Raw genomic sequence first — 15,086 nt, forward strand, 5'->3', positions numbered from 1 at the left:
TTATACCATATATAGTGACACATTCTAGCACAGCACATAGGGAAAAACAAGAAACGAGAACGTGCGTTCAGAGAAGCGGCTGCCGCTCTGCACGCAAGCGATAACGCAATTTGACAAAGCCCCTTTCTTACCGGATAATAGTTCTATTCTTAACAGAAGGAGGGTGTATGAATACCTTGGATCGCCTTGAGAAGCGCCTTGGGCGCTTTGCCATCCCGAACGTGATGCGCATTTTTACCGTAATCTATGCCATAGGACTTGTGCTGTGGATTATAAACCCGTCGGTCTATCTTCTTTATCTTGCGCTCAACCCGGGCGCCATTCTGCAGGGGGAGGTCTGGCGTTTAGTCAGCTGGCTCCTGTTTCCGCCGACCGTCGGCAACAACCTCATAGAAACTGTGGTTTACGGACTCATGGCGCTGTTCTTTTACTACTGGATCGGGGGAATGCTGGAGCGGAGCTGGGGCTGCTTCCGCTTTAACTTCTATTTGTTTCTCGGCATTCTGTTTCACATTGCGGCGGCCTTTGTCGTGAATTTTGTGGTGCACGGCTTCGCACTGATCACGCCGTCCGCCCTGAACCTATCGCTCTTTCTCGCCTTTGCGCTGACCTTTCCGGATCTTCGGATTTATATCATGGGACTGATTCCTGTCCGCGCCATCTATCTCGGTGTACTCTATGCCGGCATCGAGCTCTACTACTTCATTGTGGGCAATGCGGGCAGTCGGGTTGCAATTCTGCTCTCGCTCCTCAATTTGGGGCTCTATCTCCACTGGTCTGGCGCGCTGAAGAGTCTCTTGGGCGTAAAAGCCGGGGGAGCGCTGCGGCAGGGCAGTGCACGCCCCAAGATTATCCCACTTGACGGCGCAAAGCGAAAGAGGGAGGCTGGACCGGAGAAGACTGCGCGCCACCGCTGCACGGTTTGCGGGCGGACTGAACTCACCAACCCCGAGCTGGAGTTTCGGTATTGCTCCAAGTGCAAGGGGGACCATGAGTACTGCAGCGACCATCTCTATACACATGAGCACTTGGAATCGTGAGGTAAGATTGTATGACGAAGAAAAAGACGTTTTTGACGCTGGAGCAGGCGCGGGAAATCGCAAAGACGTACCCGACGCCGTTTCATATCTACGACGAGCGCGGCATCCGGGAAAATGCGGCGCGCGTCACGGAGGCGTTTTCCTGGAATAAGGGCTTCCGCGAGTACTTTGCGGTCAAGGCGACGCCGAATCCGTTCCTTTTAAAGATTTTGCAGGAATACGGCTGCGGCGTGGATTGTTCTTCGGAGACCGAGCTCATGATGAGCGATGCCTGCGGCTTCTCGGGCGAGCAGATTATGTTCTCCTCGAACGACACGCCGGCCGGTGAGTTCGCGCTCGCGGCGAAGCTCGGCGGCATCATTAACCTGGATGACATTACCCACATCGCGAGCGTGGAAGAGGAGCTGGGACAGCTTCCGGAGACCATGAGTTGTCGCTACAATCCGGGCGGTATGTTCGAACTCTCGAACGGCATCATGGATAACCCGGGCGACTCGAAGTACGGCATGACGCCGGAGCAGATTACCGAGGCCTTTCGCATTCTGAAGGCGAAGGGCGTAAAGCGCTTCGGCCTGCACGCTTTTCTCGCGAGCAATACGACGACCAACGAGTATTATCCGAAGCTCGCAGGCGTCCTGTTCCGTGAGGCGGTGCGTTTAAAAGAGGAGACCGGCGCGGAGATTGCGTTCATCAACCTCTCGGGCGGTGTCGGCGTGCCTTATCGTCCGGAGCAGCAGGCAAACGACATTCTCACAATCGGGCGTGAGGTGCGGAAGGTCTACGAGGAAATTCTGACACCTGCGGGGCTCGGCGATGTTGCAATCTATGCGGAGATGGGGCGCTTTATGCTGGCACCCTACGGCGCACTCGTCACGAAGGCCATTCACGAGAAGCACATCTACAAAGAGTATATCGGGGTCGATGCCTGCGCTGTGAATCTGATGCGCCCGGCCATGTACGGGGCCTATCACCACATTACCGTGCTCGGCAAGGAGGATGCGCCGCTCGACCATGTCTACGATGTCACGGGCTCTCTCTGCGAGAACAACGACAAGTTCGCAATCGGCAGAGAGCTGCCGGAAATCGAGATGGGAGATTATCTCTACATCCACGACACGGGTGCGCACGGTTTCTCGATGGGCTATAACTATAACGGCAAGCTTCGGAGTGCGGAACTTCTGCTCCGTGAGGGCGGTTCCGTGCAGTTGATTCGCCGCGCCGAGACGCCGAAGGACTATTTTGCGACCTTCGACTTCTGCAATATCATGGACAAATATCTGAAATAAACGGCGCGATGGCAAAAACGGCAGTATGTTTGGGGAGAAGCATAGGTAAGCGGGCCATCCGTCCCTCTTGCGGAGGGGCTTTGCGTAAAAAGGCCTGCGAAAAGTTTTTCTCTCTTGCGGGAACATTGCGGAAGAATCAATATGTTTGCCCGGTAGAAAAGATTTCAGGTAAAAAAAGACATGGAAAAAGCCTCCGTTACCGGCGGAGGCTTTTTCCATTAGGGTGGGGGTTTCAAAACCGGGGGAGTGTTCCCGTGCTTTGTGCATTTATTATGCATTTAGTATAGAAGAAGCGCTGCGATAATGCTTGAAGTTTGTCGAAAACTATTCTGAATATTATGTGACCAGACGTTACGAAATCCTTAATGACAAAATGTTGGATTGGGGCTACAATGAAACAGCGCGAAAGCGCAGGAGGTGTATTATGGCAGACGGAACAAATATATATACCACTCTGTTGGCACTTGCGATTCTTGTGGGAATCGTTCTCATCACCCGCTTTATCCTGAGACACGGCAGTCATCAGCACAGCACCGGCTGTTGCGGAAACTGCGGCAGTTGCGGCGCGGGCTGCACGTCGAGTTTTTCGTCGGAGAAAAAGGATTTTGACCGCATTATGGGCGAGGATACGGTGAGCCGCACGGGCGGCGAGGCAGACCATGCTTGAGCAGCTCAGACGGCAGTGCTTCCGCGCTGCCGTTCTTTTTTTGGGATGTTTTCTGTTGTATTGGAGTTTGCGGGCGGCCGGCGGGCCACTCTCCCTGCCGAGGGCCGTTGCGGCGCGCAGTTTTCGAACGGAGAGTGAGCTGGATGCGATGCTTCTGCTTTTCTTCGTGTTGATTCTGCTCTTCCAGCTGCTCTTTACAATGTTGCTCGCACTCGGCGCCCTGGTGCGGGAGACACGGGCCTTGCAGCTTGCGGGCTTTGTGCTGCTCGGTTTTTTCCTGTATCTCTTTGCCTGCCTGCGCCCGTATACGCTGCTGGACAATCACTTTACGACGGCGTGGTTTATGACGGGGCATTTCACGGACAGTCTCGTGCATTCGCTCGCGGATGTGCTGGCGGGCGTGTTCCGGATGAAAACAAACTGGGACCGGCAGCTCGGGTGGCAGGTAGCGGCGGCGCTCCTGTACCTCTATCCGTTCTTCGTGAGTCTGCGCGTTTTGGGCCTGAGAAACTTTTTCCCTACGTTGCTTGCAAGTGCGCTCTCCGCGGCAATCTGGCTCGCGGGACATGCGGCGCTCCTCAACGGCGGGCTGCAGTTGCTGCTCGGACTGCTCGCGGCGGGACTCTCCGCCGTCCTCTTACAGGTTTTGACGAAGGCCCGGAAGTTCGGCAGCGCAAAAAAGGCGGAGCCGAAAAAGAAACCGCTCCTCTCGCTCAAAGCGAGCCGGGAGCAGACGCTGTTACTCGCCCTGATCTGCGGACTGCTCTGGATTATCACCTGGCTCACGGGGCGCATCAGCTCCTTCCATGATGTGATGAAGCTCTTCTTCGGAAGCAGCGTCTACGGCTACCAGGGCAGCCTCTATCAGCTGAAAAAGCTCGGCGTCGCACAGGCGCTCGCACTCTCTTACTTTTTGTCGTTGCTTGTGTCGCGCGCGCTGTCGCTGGTCGAAGTGAAGATGAGCACCAAGTACGAGAAAAATCTGAACGCGGGCTATCAGCTGCTCTTTCAGATCTGGATTTTGCCGCTGCTCTCGAAGCTTTTGAACCGCGTGGCGGACAAAGGGCAGGACGCGATTGCGGGCGATGAGCTTGTCGAGACGCTGTCGATTCCGCTGAATCATGTCTGGGCGGCGCTGCAGAGCGGTGCCTGGCTGAAGTTGTTGCCCTTCCTTGCGGCGGGCACGCTGCTCGGCATTGCGGCGGTCTGGTTTGCTGTCCGGCTCCCGGCACTCCGTCTGACGATTTGGTTCTTTGTCTGGTTCTCGGTCTGCAGCTATGTCTACTGCCTGCTCGGGCTCTTTTTCCCGCAGCGCATGCATCCGACGGTGTTGCTTTTCATCTGCTACGGACTGAACTATCTTTTGCAGTGGATCCTGAATGCGGGGGAAGGATTGCAACTTGCGCTCCGGAAGCGGCAGCGGGAGGAAAGCCGTGAAGTGGAAACACGGATGCCGAGTCACCGGAGTCGGCGTCGGCGCTGAGCGGACCAATCAGAAGAGAGGAGAAGAACGATGGACGAGAATCTTCGCTGGAAAAAATTAGAGGACAAAATTGTCCGGAAGGACAGATGGGTCGATTTTCGGGAGGCAACTTACCGCATGCCGAACGGCAAGACGGTAGCCCCGTTTTACCACTATACGGGGCGCGACTTTGTTGTGATTGCGGCGCTCGACAAGCAGGGGAAATATATCTGTGTGAGACAGTTTCGCGTCGGAATCGACGAAGTCACGACCGAGTTTCCGGCGGGCGGCATTGAGGCGGGCGAGACGCCGCTCGACGCCGCCAAGCGGGAACTCCGCGAGGAGACCGGTTCGGTCGCGGCACGCTGGACGGACCTTGGCAGTCTCTATGCGAACCCCACTATGGGCACGAGTCGCGCGCACTGTTTTCTCGCAGAGGACTGTGAGACCGTCACCGCACAGGAACTCGATGAGACCGAGTGTGTGGTCTATCTACATCTCGGTGAGGAGGAACTTCGGCGGGCCATCGAGGACGGCAGTTTTGCGCAGGCGGTCCATCTGGTGCTCTACTACAGAGTCAAGGAACTGCGAGAGGGGCGCTGAGTCGCCGAACGGAACGTATGCAAAAAAAAAGAACAGCGGGGCGTGTGCCCGGCTGTTCTTTTTTGCGAAAGTCAGTGCTTCTCGCGGAGTGCGTCGCGAATCTCGGTGAGCAGAATCTCTTCTTTGCTCGGCTTCGGATCCTCGGGCTTCTCCTCTTTCTTCTTGCTGACCGTATTTGCCGCCTTCACAATGCAGAAGACCGCGAGTGCGATGAAGAAGAAGTTCAGGACGTTCTGTAAGAACGTGCCGTAGGCGAGCGAGACAGCCTCGCCACCGAGCGGATTCGGGATGGTCAGCGCGAGCGAAGCGATGTTAATCCGGCCGAGAATCATACCGAGTAACGGCATGAGAATGTCGTCGACCAGAGACTTCACGATGGTGCTGAACGCACCGCCGATAATCACACCGACCGCCATGTCGAGGACGTTGCCCTTCAGCGCGAACTCCTTGAACTCTTTCATAAATCCCTTCATGAGTACCCCCTTACACGAAACAATAATAGCAACAATTGCTGTTTTCGGACTTAGTATAGCAGTGCGCCGTGAAAATGAAAAATAGAATGTTCCGCCGGAAAAAGGACATTTTATGGTATAATCGACCAGAAAACAGCAAACAAAACGGAGAGGAGCAAAGATGCAGGCAGTAATCATGGCGGGCGGCAAGGGCAGTCGCCTCGCGGCGCTCACAAAAGACGAAATTCCGAAGCCCATGGCTCCGTTCCTCGGAAAGCCCCTGCTTGAATGGCAACTCGAGCAACTGAAGCGCTACGGGATACGGCGCGTGACCCTTGTGGTCGGACACCTGAAGGAGAAGATTATCGACTACTTCGGGGACGGCGCTGCGTTCGGTCTGGAGCTCGACTATGTCGAAGAGACAGCGCCGCTCGGCACGGCGGGCGCATTTCCGCTGCTTTTGCCGAAAATCGAAAGCGAGCACTTTTTGCTCCTCTTCGGCGACATCCGCTTTGACATTGATCTTGCGCGGATGGAGCGCTTTTTCCTCGAAAAGCGGGCGGCGTGCCTGCTCTTTGCGCACCCGAATGCCCATCCCTACGACTCGGACCTCATTGTGACAGACAGCGAGAACCGCGTCACGGGCTTTGACTCCAAGCACAATGTGCGGACGGGCTGGCAGGACAATCTCGTGAACGCAGGCATTTACATTCTGTCGCGTGACATGTTGCGCTGCGTCCCCGAAGTCAAAAAAACGGACTTTGAGAAGGAGATTTTAGCACCCATGGCGGCTGCGGGTGAGGCGATTTACGCCTACCGTTCGCCGGAGTATGTAAAGGATGTCGGCACAGTGGATCGCATTCGTGCGGCCGAGGAAGAGTGGAAGTCGGGCTTTCCGGCAAAGCGGAATCTGGAATTCCCGCAGCGCGCGGTGTTCCTCGACCGGGACGGCGTCATCAACCGCTACAACGGCTTTGTGAGAAGGCCGGATGAATTGGAACTCCTGCCCTGTGCGGCAGAAGGACTGAGACAGCTGAACAGCTCAGCGTTTCTCACGATTGTTGTGAGCAACCAGCCTGTTGTGGCCCGCGGCGAGACGAGCGAAGCGGAGCTCGAGACCATCTTCAACAAGATGAAGACCCTGCTCGGGCGCGAGGGCGCCTTTGTGGACGATGTCTTTTACTGCCCGCATCACCCGGACAGCGGTTTTCCGGGCGAGGTGAAGGAACTGAAAATCGATTGCGACTGCCGGAAGCCGAAGATTGGTATGCTACGCCGCGCGGCGGAGCGCTATCATCTGGATCTCTCGGCCTGCTATCTGGTCGGCGATACGACGAGCGATATGCAGTGCGGCAAAAATGCCGGCGTCAGAACGGTGCTGGTTAAGACCGGAGAGGCCGGACGAGACGGAAAGTATGCGGTCACACCGGATCTTGTCGCCGATGATCTCGCTACGGCGGCGACAAAGATACTGGAAGAGCAGTGATTCCGCTGGAGTGAAGGTGCAAGTCGTGGTAGAATATCTAAGGAAGAAAATAAGTACGACGGAGGGGGCAAGATGGCAGAGAGAGAGTATTCGCGCGAGCTCGCGGAGGCAATTGACAACTATCTGATTGAGAACGATTGGAAGATTTCGTTTGATGAGGAGACAGGGGTGTTCCGCTTCGGCCTTTCGATTGACGGCAAGCTGCAGCAGATCCGCTATGTGATTGTGGTCGGCCAGCAGTCCTATACCTGCTATGCGATTTCGCCGATCGGCGCCGATAAGGACGATGCGCGCATGATGAAGGAAATGGCGGAGTTTACCTGCCGCGCGAATTATAATCTGAAGCTCGGCAACTTTGAGCTCGACATGCGGGACGGCGAAATTCGCTTTAAGGTACACGTGGACAGCACGGGTATGGTGCCGAATCGCGACATCATCGACAACAGCATTTCCTGCCCGGCGGCGATGTTTGAGCGCTACGGCAGGGCAATTACCGGCATTGTCTTCAATGAGGAGAAGGCGGAGAGTGCCGTCGCCAAGTGCGAAGAGGATCTGTAAACATCGAAAAGAGCAGCCCGAAAGCTGCTCTTTTTTTGTACGGATGAGATGGCATTTTATGCCGCATCAGGGCGCAATCCAGAGGCCGCTCGCGCCGCAGGGCAAGGTGAGGCCGTTTCCGCTGATCGGAAGACCGAGTTCCTCGGCGGCAATCGTTCCGCAAAAGCGCGGCACAATGAGGTCGCCGAGCAGGTAGGAGAGGACGGATGCCTGCAGTCCCGTCGTATAGGAGCTGATCAGGAAGAAGAGCGGCGTGTCGGAGAGCAGTGCGGCACAGTCGACCAGGAGGTCGTAGAGCGTATCCTCAAGTTTCCAGAGCTCGCCGTTCGGGCCGCGCCCGTAGGAGGGCGGATCCATGATGATGGCGTCGTAGCGGTGACCGCGCCGGAGTTCGCGCTGGACGAATTTTGCGCAGTCATCGACGAGCCAGCGAATCGGTGCCGCCGAGAGCCCAGAGGACTCTGCGTTCTCCTTGGCCCAGGCGACCATGCCCTTGCTCGCGTCGACATGGGTCACTTCCGCGCCCGCGGCCGCCGCAGCGAGTGTCGCGCCGCCGGTGTAGGCAAAGAGATTTAGGACGCGCACGGGACGCCCCTGCTGTACCGCGCCGTTAATAATGGAAGAAAAGCGGTCCCAGTTCGCCGCCTGCTCCGGAAAGAGTCCGGTGTGCTTAAAGCGGAAGGGTTTTAACTGGAAGCGGAGCGTACTCGTGCGGGGATTCGCAAGGGAAGCGGGAAGCGCATAGGAGATGTCCCACTGCTTTGGCAGGGAGAAGAACTCCCAGTCACCGCCCCCGCGGTTACTTCGGTGGTAGTGCGCATCCGGCTTTCTCCAGTGGGGATCTTTTTTGTCGCCGCGCCATATGACCTGCGGGTCCGGGCGCACCAAAAAAAAGTTCCCCCAGCGCTCCAGTTTTTCACCTCCGGAGCAGTCCAATACTTCATAGTCTTTCCAGCGATCGGCTCTCAGCATAGCAGCCTCCTCTCTCAGCGAATATACGGGTCTAGTCTAGCAAAGGGAGCGGAGGGCTTCAAGGCGCTTTCTTACAACTTTCTTGTATTTTCGCGGAAAGCTTTCAAGAATTTTGTTGTCGTGCTAGAATAGCGGAAACTGAGTGACAGAAGTTCACAACGGAGGGAACCTTATGAAAAAGAAGATGGCAGTTGTGCTCCTTGCGGCGGCGAGCCTGATGCTTGCGACCGCTTGCGGCGCAAAAAAGAAGAACAGCGACACGACGGCGGCATCCGAGAGCAGCACGGCAGAGTCGGCGGCGACAAGTGAGGGCGCAAGCACGGTAGCGGGCGAGAGCACGGATCCGGGCGATGAGAATGTCGTCTATGACACGTATTCGCCGGAGGAGCTTTCCTCGATCGAGCAGTCGGAGGCAGACGAAGAGGCCAAGGAAGAGGCTGAAGAGAATGCTACAGAGGAGACCGGCGCACACGAGTCCGCAAAGGCAGACGACGGCCCGACCGGCAAGGTGACGAAGATTAAGAAGAACAAGGCCGGCAACTATGTGAAGCCGGAGAGCACGAGCAAGGCTGTTGAGCCGCCGCTCAGTGCGACCATGCCGGAGGAGTCGGAATCCGCTCACTAAAGCGAAAAAAAGAGCTGTGACACTACTTGCACAGCTCTTTTTTTTGTGGTATGCTATACGGCGCTGTGACATGATAGCTGTGAAGTGAGAGGTTGCTGTCTCGAAAGAGCAGGAGTTCCGCGGAGCGAATGTCAAGTCTCGATACTGACGACAAGTCACTGTACAAACGAAGAGCGCCGGATTTCGAAAGAGAGAAGGCCTGCTGTGATGTTTCCGGGAGGACACACACGGCACTGTGTACAGTCACCGCTTGTCGTACTTTAAAAAAGTGCGAAAAGGAGGCGACTTTTTTTATGGCAAATCAGGTAATGAGAATCACGTTGAAGGCGTATGATCACAAGCTGGTTGATCAGTCTGCCGGAAAGATTGTCGACACGGTGAAGAGAACGGGAGCTAAGGTTTCCGGCCCGATTCCGCTGCCGACCAAGAAAGAGGTAGTTACAATTCTTCGTGCGGTCCACAAGTATAAGGACAGCCGTGAGCAGTTCGAGCAGAGAACGCATAAGAGACTTATCGACGTTCTCGCGCCGACGGATAAGACCGTCGATGCACTGTCTCGTCTCGAAATGCCTGCGGGCGTTCACATTGACATCCGCATGAAGACAAAATAATATCCTGCTCTAGTATGAGCGCCCCGGCGCTCCGCTGTAGGATAAACAGGAGGAAGAAATGAAAAAGGCAATTCTTGCAACAAAGGTCGGTATGACCCAGGTCTACAATGAGGCCGGCGTGCTTGTGCCGGTCACGGTGCTGCAGGCAGGTCCCTGCGTCGTGACTCGCGTCAAGACCGAAGAGAGCGACGGCTACAATGCGGTTCAGGTCGCATACGGTGAGATTCGCGCAAAGCTCGTGAACAAGCCGGATGCAGGTCAGCTCGAGAAGGCAGGCATCGAGAAGGAAGTTGTGACGCGCGGCGAGCACAAGAGAGAGGTGTTCAAGGCGGGTCGTTTCCTCAGAGAGTTCCGCTTCGAGAACGCGGCGTCGTTCAACGTGAAGGATGTCATCAAGGCAGATATTTTCGCGGCGGGCGACAAGGTCGACGCGACGGCTGTCTCCAAGGGTAAGGGCTTCCAGGGTGCCATCAAGAAGAACGGTCAGCACCGCGGACCGATGGCACACGGTTCCAAGTTCCACAGACACCAGGGTTCCAACGGTTCCTCTTCGGATCCGAGCCGCGTGTTCAAGGGCAAGGGAATGCCGGGCCACATGGGCCATGTGACGGTCACGACGCAGAACCTTGAGGTCGTGCGAGTCGACGCTGAGAACAACCTCATTCTGGTCAAGGGCGCAATCCCGGGTTCCAGAAAAGCTCTGGTCACGCTTTGCGAGACCGTGAAGAGCAAGAAGTAATTCGAGAGGAAAGGAGGAACGCAAGATGGCAAACGTATCTGTTTACAACACCGACGGCAAAGAAGTCGGAACGATCGAACTGAATGACGCTGTGTTCGGCGTAGAGCTGAACGAGCATCTCGTACATATGGCTGTGGTCGCACAGCTCGCCAATAAGCGCCAGGGCACGCAGAAGGCGAAGACCCGCTCCGAGGTTTCCGGAGGCGGCAGAAAGCCGTGGAGACAGAAGGGCACCGGTCACGCAAGACAGGGTTCCACGAGATCTCCGCAGTGGAAGGGCGGCGGCGTTGTCTTCGCACCGACCCCGAGAGACTACACCATCACGCTGAACAAGAAGGAGAAGCGCCAGGCACTTCGCTGCGCACTCTCGAGCCGCGTTCAGGAGCAGAAGTTCATTGTCCTCGAGAGCTTTGAGCTCAGCGAGGTCAAGACGAAGAAGATGGCAGAGACCCTGAAGAACCTGAAGGTACAGAAGGCACTGGTTGTCGCACCGGAGAACGATAAGACCACGGTTCTCTCCGCGAGAAACATTGCCGGCGTCAAGACGGCATCGCCGAAGACCATCAACGTGTACGACATTCTGAAGTACAACACGGTGGTCACGTCGAAGGACGTTGTCGCCACGATTGAGGAGGTATACGCATAATGGCAAGCATTCAGTACTATGATGTAATCCTCAAGCCGCTGGTCACCGAGAAGAGCATGGCAGGCATGGCGGAGAAGAGATACTGCTTCCTGGTTCATCCGGAAGCAAACAAGACGATGATCAAGGAAGCGGTGGAGAAAATGTTCGCGGGCGCTAAGGTTAAGAGCGTCAACACGATGAACCGCCCGACCAAGACCAAGCGCAGAGGCATGACCGTCGGTCAGACCGCGAAGAGCAAGAAGGCAATTGTGCAGCTCACCGCAGACTCCAAGGAGATCGAGATCTTCCAGGGTCTGTAATGCCTCAAACTATGCGGTGTGAATCCGCGATAACAAACTAAAGGAGAAGACAATGGGAATTAGAAAGTATACCGCGTATACTCCGTCGAGAAGAAACATGACGGGTTCCGATTTCGCTGAGATCACGAAATCCACGCCGGAGAAGTCCCTGGTCGTCAGCAAGAAGAAGCACGCTGGACGCAACGCGCAGGGTAAGATTACGGTCAGACACAGAGGCGGCGGTGCGAGAAGAAAGTACAGAATCATCGATTTCAAGAGAAATTCGAAGGACAACATCCCGGCAAAGGTTGTTGCGATCGAGTACGATCCGAACAGAACGGCTAACATTGCACTGCTCTGCTATGCGGACGGCGCAAAGGCATACATCCTGGCTCCGCAGGGCCTCACGGTCGGCCAGACCGTGATGAGCGGCGACAAGGCTGAGGCGAGAGTGGGCAACTGCCTTCCGCTTGCACTCATTCCGGTCGGTTCCGAGATTCACAACATCGAGCTTTACCCGGGCAAGGGCGCACAGCTTGCACGCGCTGCAGGCATCACCGCGCAGCTCATGGCAAAGGAAGGCAAGTACGCAACGCTTCGTCTCCCGTCCGGCGAGATGAGAATGGTGCCGATTAACTGCCGCGCAACGATGGGCAGCGTCGGCAACGGTGAGCACAACCTCATCAACCTCGGTAAGGCAGGCAGAAAGCGCCACATGGGCATCCGCCCGACGGTCCGCGGTTCTGTCATGAACCCGAACGATCACCCGCACGGTGGTGGTGAGGGCAGAGCGCCGATCGGTCGCCCGGGTCCGTGCACACCTTGGGGCAAGCCGGCTATGGGCCTCAAGACCAGAAAGAAGAATAAGCAGTCCAATAAGCTGATTGTCAGAAGAAGAAACGGCAAGGCCTAATTAAGGGAGGATACAGATGGCACGTTCACTGAAGAAAGGACCCTTCGCAGACGAGAGCCTGCTCAAGAAGGTCGAAGAAATGAACAAATCCGGCCAGAAGTCGGTTATCAAGACCTGGTCCCGCCGCTCCACGATCTTCCCGGCTATGGTCGGTCTCACGATCGCGGTTCACGACGGCAGAAAGCATGTCCCGGTCTATGTCACCGAGGACATGGTCGGACACAAACTCGGCGAGTTCGTTGCGACGCGCACCTACAGAGGTCACGGCGCAGACGAGAAGAAGGTCGGGTCGCCCAGATAATTAAGAAAGGTTTGAAAGGAGGGTTTCAACATGGCTAACGTACACAAGAAAGTACATAGATCCCAGTTTAAGAGAGAGAGAAACGCACAGAACGACAAGAGACCGTCTGCAAAGCTTTCTTATGCGAGAATCCCGGTACAGAAGGCATGCTTCGTACTGGACGCAATCAGAGGCAAAGACGTGAAGACGGCGCTCGGCATCCTGGCTTACAATCCCAGATATGCTTCCGGCGTCATTAAGAAGCTCGTGGAGTCCGCAATCGCGAACGCAGAGAACAACAACAACTTGCAGGCTGACAAACTCTACATCGCAGAGTGCTATGCAAGCAACGGCCCCATCATGAAGAGAGTCCACCCGAGAGCGCAGGGTAGAGCCTACAGAATCTTCAAGAGAATGAGCCACATCACGGTTGTTCTGGACGAGAGATGAGGAGGTAGAGAATGGGACAGAAGGTTAACCCGCACGGCCTTAGAGTCGGCGTGATCAAAGACTGGGACTCCAGATGGTTCGCAGAGGGAGACTTCGCGGACAACTTAGTCGAGGACTACAACATCCGGAAGTTCCTGAAGAAGAGACTCTATGCCTCCGGCGTGAGCGACATCGAGATTGAGCGCGCTTCGGACCGAGTTCGCGTGATCATTCACACGGCAAAGCCGGGTGTGGTCATCGGCAAGCAGGGCGCAGAGATCGAGAAGCTGAAGAAGGAAGTTGCGAAGCTCACCGAGAAGAAGGTCTTCATCGACATCAAGGAGATCAAGAGACCGGACAGAGAGGCACAGCTCGTCGCAGAGAACATCGCGCAGCAGCTTGAGAACAGAACCTCTTTCCGCCGCGCGATGAAGTCCGCAATGCAGAGAAGCATGAAGTCGGGCATCCTCGGCATCAAGACTTGCTGCGCAGGCCGTCTCGGCGGTGCGGATATCGCAAGAAGCGAGTTCTACTCGGAGGGTACCATTCCGCTGCAGACCCTGCGCGCGGACATCGACTACGGCTTCGCCGAGGCAGACACGACCTACGGTAAGGTCGGCGTCAAGGTCTGGATTTACAAGGGCGAAGTTCTGCCGGCGAGAGCTGAGACCAGAGAAGGGAGCGCGAAATAAACTATGTTAATGCCTAAGAGAGTCAAGCACAGAAAGCAGTTCCGCGGTTCCATGGCCGGAAAAGCAATGCGCGGAAACAGAATCACGGACGGCTCCTTCGGTCTTGTTGCTCAGGAACCCTGCTGGATCCGGAGCAATCAGATTGAGGCGGCCCGTGTCGCACTGACCCGTTATACGAAGCGTGGCGGTAAGGTCTGGATCAAGATTTTCCCGGACAAGCCTGTCACCGCAAAGCCGGCTGAGACCCGAATGGGTTCCGGTAAGGGCTCCACGGAGTACTGGGTGGCTGTTGTCAAGCCCGGACGCGTTCTCTTTGAGATCGACGGCGTCGCAGAGGCTGATGCTAGAGAGGCACTGCGCCTCGCAATGCACAAGCTTCCGTGCAAGTGCAAGATTGCTTCCAAGGAAGAGGTCAACGCAGGCGTGGACGGAGTTTCCGCAGTGACTGCAGAAGGCGGTGAACAGAGTGAAAACGAATAAGTATGTCGAAGAGTTAAGAGCGAAGAGTGCAGCTGAGCTGAGAGAGGCATTGGTCTCCGCGAAGAAGGAGCTTTTCAACCTGAGATTCCAGAATGCCACCAGCCAGCTGGATAACACTGCGAGAATCAGCGAGGTTCGCAAGAACATCGCGAGAATCCAGACCGTTATCACGGAACAGGCGAGAGCGTGAGCCGAAAGGAGATAAACCGTGGAAGAGAGAAATCTTAGAAAGACACGTGTCGGCAAGGTCGTCAGCGACAAGATGGATAAGACCATCACGGTTGCGGTCGAGGATCACGTGAAGCACCCGCTGTACGGCAAGATCATCAAGCAGACCAAGAAGTTCAAGGCGCACGATGAGAACAATGAGTGCAGAATCGGTGACAGAGTCAGAATCATGGAGACCAGACCGCTCTCGAAGGATAAGAGATGGAGACTGGTTGAGATCGTCGAGAAGGCGAGATAATCGAGTAGAGGAAGGGAGTATCCGGCATGATTCAGCAGGAAACACGCTTGAGAGTTGCCGACAACACCGGTGCGAAGGAACTCCTTTGCATCCGCGTGATGGGCGGTTCAACCAGAAGATATGCGCACATCGGCGATGTGATTGTGGCGTCCGTTAAGGACGCAACGCCGGGCGGCGTTGTTAAGAAGGGTGATGTCGTCAAGGCAGTCGTGGTTCGCACGGTGCAGAAGACACGCAGAAAAGACGGCTCTTACATCACCTTTGACGAGAACGCGGCAGTCATCATCAAGGATGACAAGACGCCGACAGGTACCCGCATTTTCGGGCCGGTGGCAAGAGAGCTTCGTGAAAAGCAGTTCATGAAGATCGTTTCCCTTGCTCCGGAAGTATTATAAGGAGGT

Annotated in this window: 22 protein-coding genes; 20 read left to right on the forward strand and 2 right to left on the reverse strand. The window is 55.9% G+C overall.

Annotated elements, in window-relative coordinates:
• The first annotated feature begins 167 nt into the window (after positions 1–167).
• From ACO4XG_RS06715 to ACO4XG_RS06735, 5 genes are all read left to right on the forward strand, one after another.
• A complete protein-coding gene (locus ACO4XG_RS06715) occupies positions 168–1,040 on the forward strand; it encodes a hypothetical protein (RefSeq protein ID WP_308508503.1) in 873 nt (290 codons plus the stop codon).
• 11 nt (positions 1,041–1,051) lie between these two features.
• Positions 1,052–2,326, forward strand: coding sequence for a diaminopimelate decarboxylase (locus ACO4XG_RS06720; RefSeq protein ID WP_308508504.1), 1,275 nt, complete (start codon positions 1,052–1,054; stop codon positions 2,324–2,326).
• Between the two features lie 424 nt (positions 2,327–2,750).
• Entirely contained in the window at positions 2,751–2,993 is a 243-nt protein-coding gene (locus ACO4XG_RS06725; RefSeq protein ID WP_308508505.1) for a hypothetical protein, read from the forward strand.
• 55 nt (positions 2,994–3,048) lie between these two features.
• Complete coding sequence (locus tag ACO4XG_RS06730) at positions 3,049–4,476, forward strand: hypothetical protein (RefSeq protein WP_308508506.1); 1,428 nt, start codon at positions 3,049–3,051, stop codon at positions 4,474–4,476.
• Positions 4,477–4,506: 30 nt separating this feature from the next.
• The gene (locus ACO4XG_RS06735; RefSeq protein ID WP_308508507.1) at positions 4,507–5,058 is read left to right on the forward strand and encodes an NUDIX hydrolase; all 552 of its coding nucleotides are present in this window, start codon (positions 4,507–4,509) and stop codon (positions 5,056–5,058) included.
• A 71-nt stretch (positions 5,059–5,129) separates the two neighbouring features.
• Here the strand turns inward: ACO4XG_RS06735 and mscL are convergent, their stop codons facing one another.
• The gene (gene mscL, locus ACO4XG_RS06740; protein WP_308508508.1) at positions 5,130–5,531 is read right to left on the reverse strand and encodes a large-conductance mechanosensitive channel protein MscL; all 402 of its coding nucleotides are present in this window, start codon (positions 5,529–5,531) and stop codon (positions 5,130–5,132) included.
• Positions 5,532–5,691: 160 nt separating this feature from the next.
• Between mscL and ACO4XG_RS06745 the strand changes: the two genes are divergently transcribed.
• Both ACO4XG_RS06745 and ACO4XG_RS06750 read left to right on the forward strand, forming a co-directional pair.
• Positions 5,692–6,996 carry an HAD-IIIA family hydrolase gene (locus tag ACO4XG_RS06745; protein WP_308508509.1) on the forward strand — a complete coding sequence of 435 codons (1,305 nt, stop codon included), beginning with the start codon at positions 5,692–5,694 and terminating at the stop codon, positions 6,994–6,996.
• A gap of 72 nt (positions 6,997–7,068) precedes the next feature.
• The gene (locus ACO4XG_RS06750; protein ID WP_308508510.1) at positions 7,069–7,554 is read left to right on the forward strand and encodes a YbjN domain-containing protein; all 486 of its coding nucleotides are present in this window, start codon (positions 7,069–7,071) and stop codon (positions 7,552–7,554) included.
• Positions 7,555–7,620: 66 nt separating this feature from the next.
• Here ACO4XG_RS06750 and ACO4XG_RS06755 read toward each other — a convergent pair whose 3' ends face one another.
• Positions 7,621–8,526, reverse strand: a complete 906-nt coding sequence (locus ACO4XG_RS06755) for a class I SAM-dependent methyltransferase (RefSeq protein ID WP_308508511.1) — start codon at positions 8,524–8,526, stop codon at positions 7,621–7,623.
• Positions 8,527–8,698: 172 nt separating this feature from the next.
• On the opposite strand from ACO4XG_RS06755, the gene ACO4XG_RS06760 reads away from it, so the two are divergent.
• From ACO4XG_RS06760 to rplN, 13 genes are all read left to right on the forward strand, one after another.
• Entirely contained in the window at positions 8,699–9,151 is a 453-nt protein-coding gene (locus ACO4XG_RS06760) for a hypothetical protein (RefSeq protein WP_308508512.1), read from the forward strand.
• 293 nt (positions 9,152–9,444) lie between these two features.
• Complete coding sequence (rpsJ, locus tag ACO4XG_RS06765) at positions 9,445–9,762, forward strand: 30S ribosomal protein S10 (protein WP_009532646.1); 318 nt, start codon at positions 9,445–9,447, stop codon at positions 9,760–9,762.
• Between the two features lie 58 nt (positions 9,763–9,820).
• Positions 9,821–10,501 carry a 50S ribosomal protein L3 gene (rplC, locus tag ACO4XG_RS06770; protein WP_308508513.1) on the forward strand — a complete coding sequence of 227 codons (681 nt, stop codon included), beginning with the start codon at positions 9,821–9,823 and terminating at the stop codon, positions 10,499–10,501.
• A gap of 25 nt (positions 10,502–10,526) precedes the next feature.
• Positions 10,527–11,147 carry a 50S ribosomal protein L4 gene (gene rplD, locus ACO4XG_RS06775; protein ID WP_009532644.1) on the forward strand — a complete coding sequence of 207 codons (621 nt, stop codon included), beginning with the start codon at positions 10,527–10,529 and terminating at the stop codon, positions 11,145–11,147.
• Positions 11,147–11,446 carry a 50S ribosomal protein L23 gene (gene rplW / locus ACO4XG_RS06780; RefSeq protein WP_009532643.1) on the forward strand — a complete coding sequence of 100 codons (300 nt, stop codon included), beginning with the start codon at positions 11,147–11,149 and terminating at the stop codon, positions 11,444–11,446. Before rplD ends, rplW begins: the two co-directional genes overlap by 1 nt.
• A gap of 52 nt (positions 11,447–11,498) precedes the next feature.
• Entirely contained in the window at positions 11,499–12,338 is an 840-nt protein-coding gene (gene rplB / locus ACO4XG_RS06785) for a 50S ribosomal protein L2 (protein ID WP_009532642.1), read from the forward strand.
• Positions 12,339–12,354: 16 nt separating this feature from the next.
• The gene (gene rpsS / locus ACO4XG_RS06790) at positions 12,355–12,639 is read left to right on the forward strand and encodes a 30S ribosomal protein S19 (protein WP_308508514.1); all 285 of its coding nucleotides are present in this window, start codon (positions 12,355–12,357) and stop codon (positions 12,637–12,639) included.
• Positions 12,640–12,669: 30 nt separating this feature from the next.
• Entirely contained in the window at positions 12,670–13,068 is a 399-nt protein-coding gene (gene rplV, locus ACO4XG_RS06795) for a 50S ribosomal protein L22 (RefSeq protein ID WP_308508515.1), read from the forward strand.
• Positions 13,069–13,079: 11 nt separating this feature from the next.
• Positions 13,080–13,739 carry a 30S ribosomal protein S3 gene (gene rpsC, locus ACO4XG_RS06800; protein ID WP_009532639.1) on the forward strand — a complete coding sequence of 220 codons (660 nt, stop codon included), beginning with the start codon at positions 13,080–13,082 and terminating at the stop codon, positions 13,737–13,739.
• Between the two features lie 3 nt (positions 13,740–13,742).
• Entirely contained in the window at positions 13,743–14,219 is a 477-nt protein-coding gene (rplP, locus tag ACO4XG_RS06805) for a 50S ribosomal protein L16 (RefSeq protein ID WP_308508516.1), read from the forward strand.
• Positions 14,206–14,409 (forward strand): 50S ribosomal protein L29, encoded by a 204-nt coding sequence (rpmC, locus tag ACO4XG_RS06810; RefSeq protein WP_009532637.1) that lies wholly within the window; start codon positions 14,206–14,208, stop codon positions 14,407–14,409. Before rplP ends, rpmC begins: the two co-directional genes overlap by 14 nt.
• 18 nt (positions 14,410–14,427) lie before the next feature.
• On the forward strand, positions 14,428–14,685 hold the full coding sequence (rpsQ, locus tag ACO4XG_RS06815) for a 30S ribosomal protein S17 (RefSeq protein ID WP_009532636.1): 258 nt from the start codon (positions 14,428–14,430) through the stop codon (positions 14,683–14,685).
• A 26-nt stretch (positions 14,686–14,711) separates the two neighbouring features.
• Positions 14,712–15,080 carry a 50S ribosomal protein L14 gene (gene rplN, locus ACO4XG_RS06820; protein ID WP_009532635.1) on the forward strand — a complete coding sequence of 123 codons (369 nt, stop codon included), beginning with the start codon at positions 14,712–14,714 and terminating at the stop codon, positions 15,078–15,080.
• The last annotated feature ends 6 nt before the right edge of the window (positions 15,081–15,086 follow it).

The sequence above is a fragment of the Stomatobaculum sp. genome, from assembly GCF_057248925.1.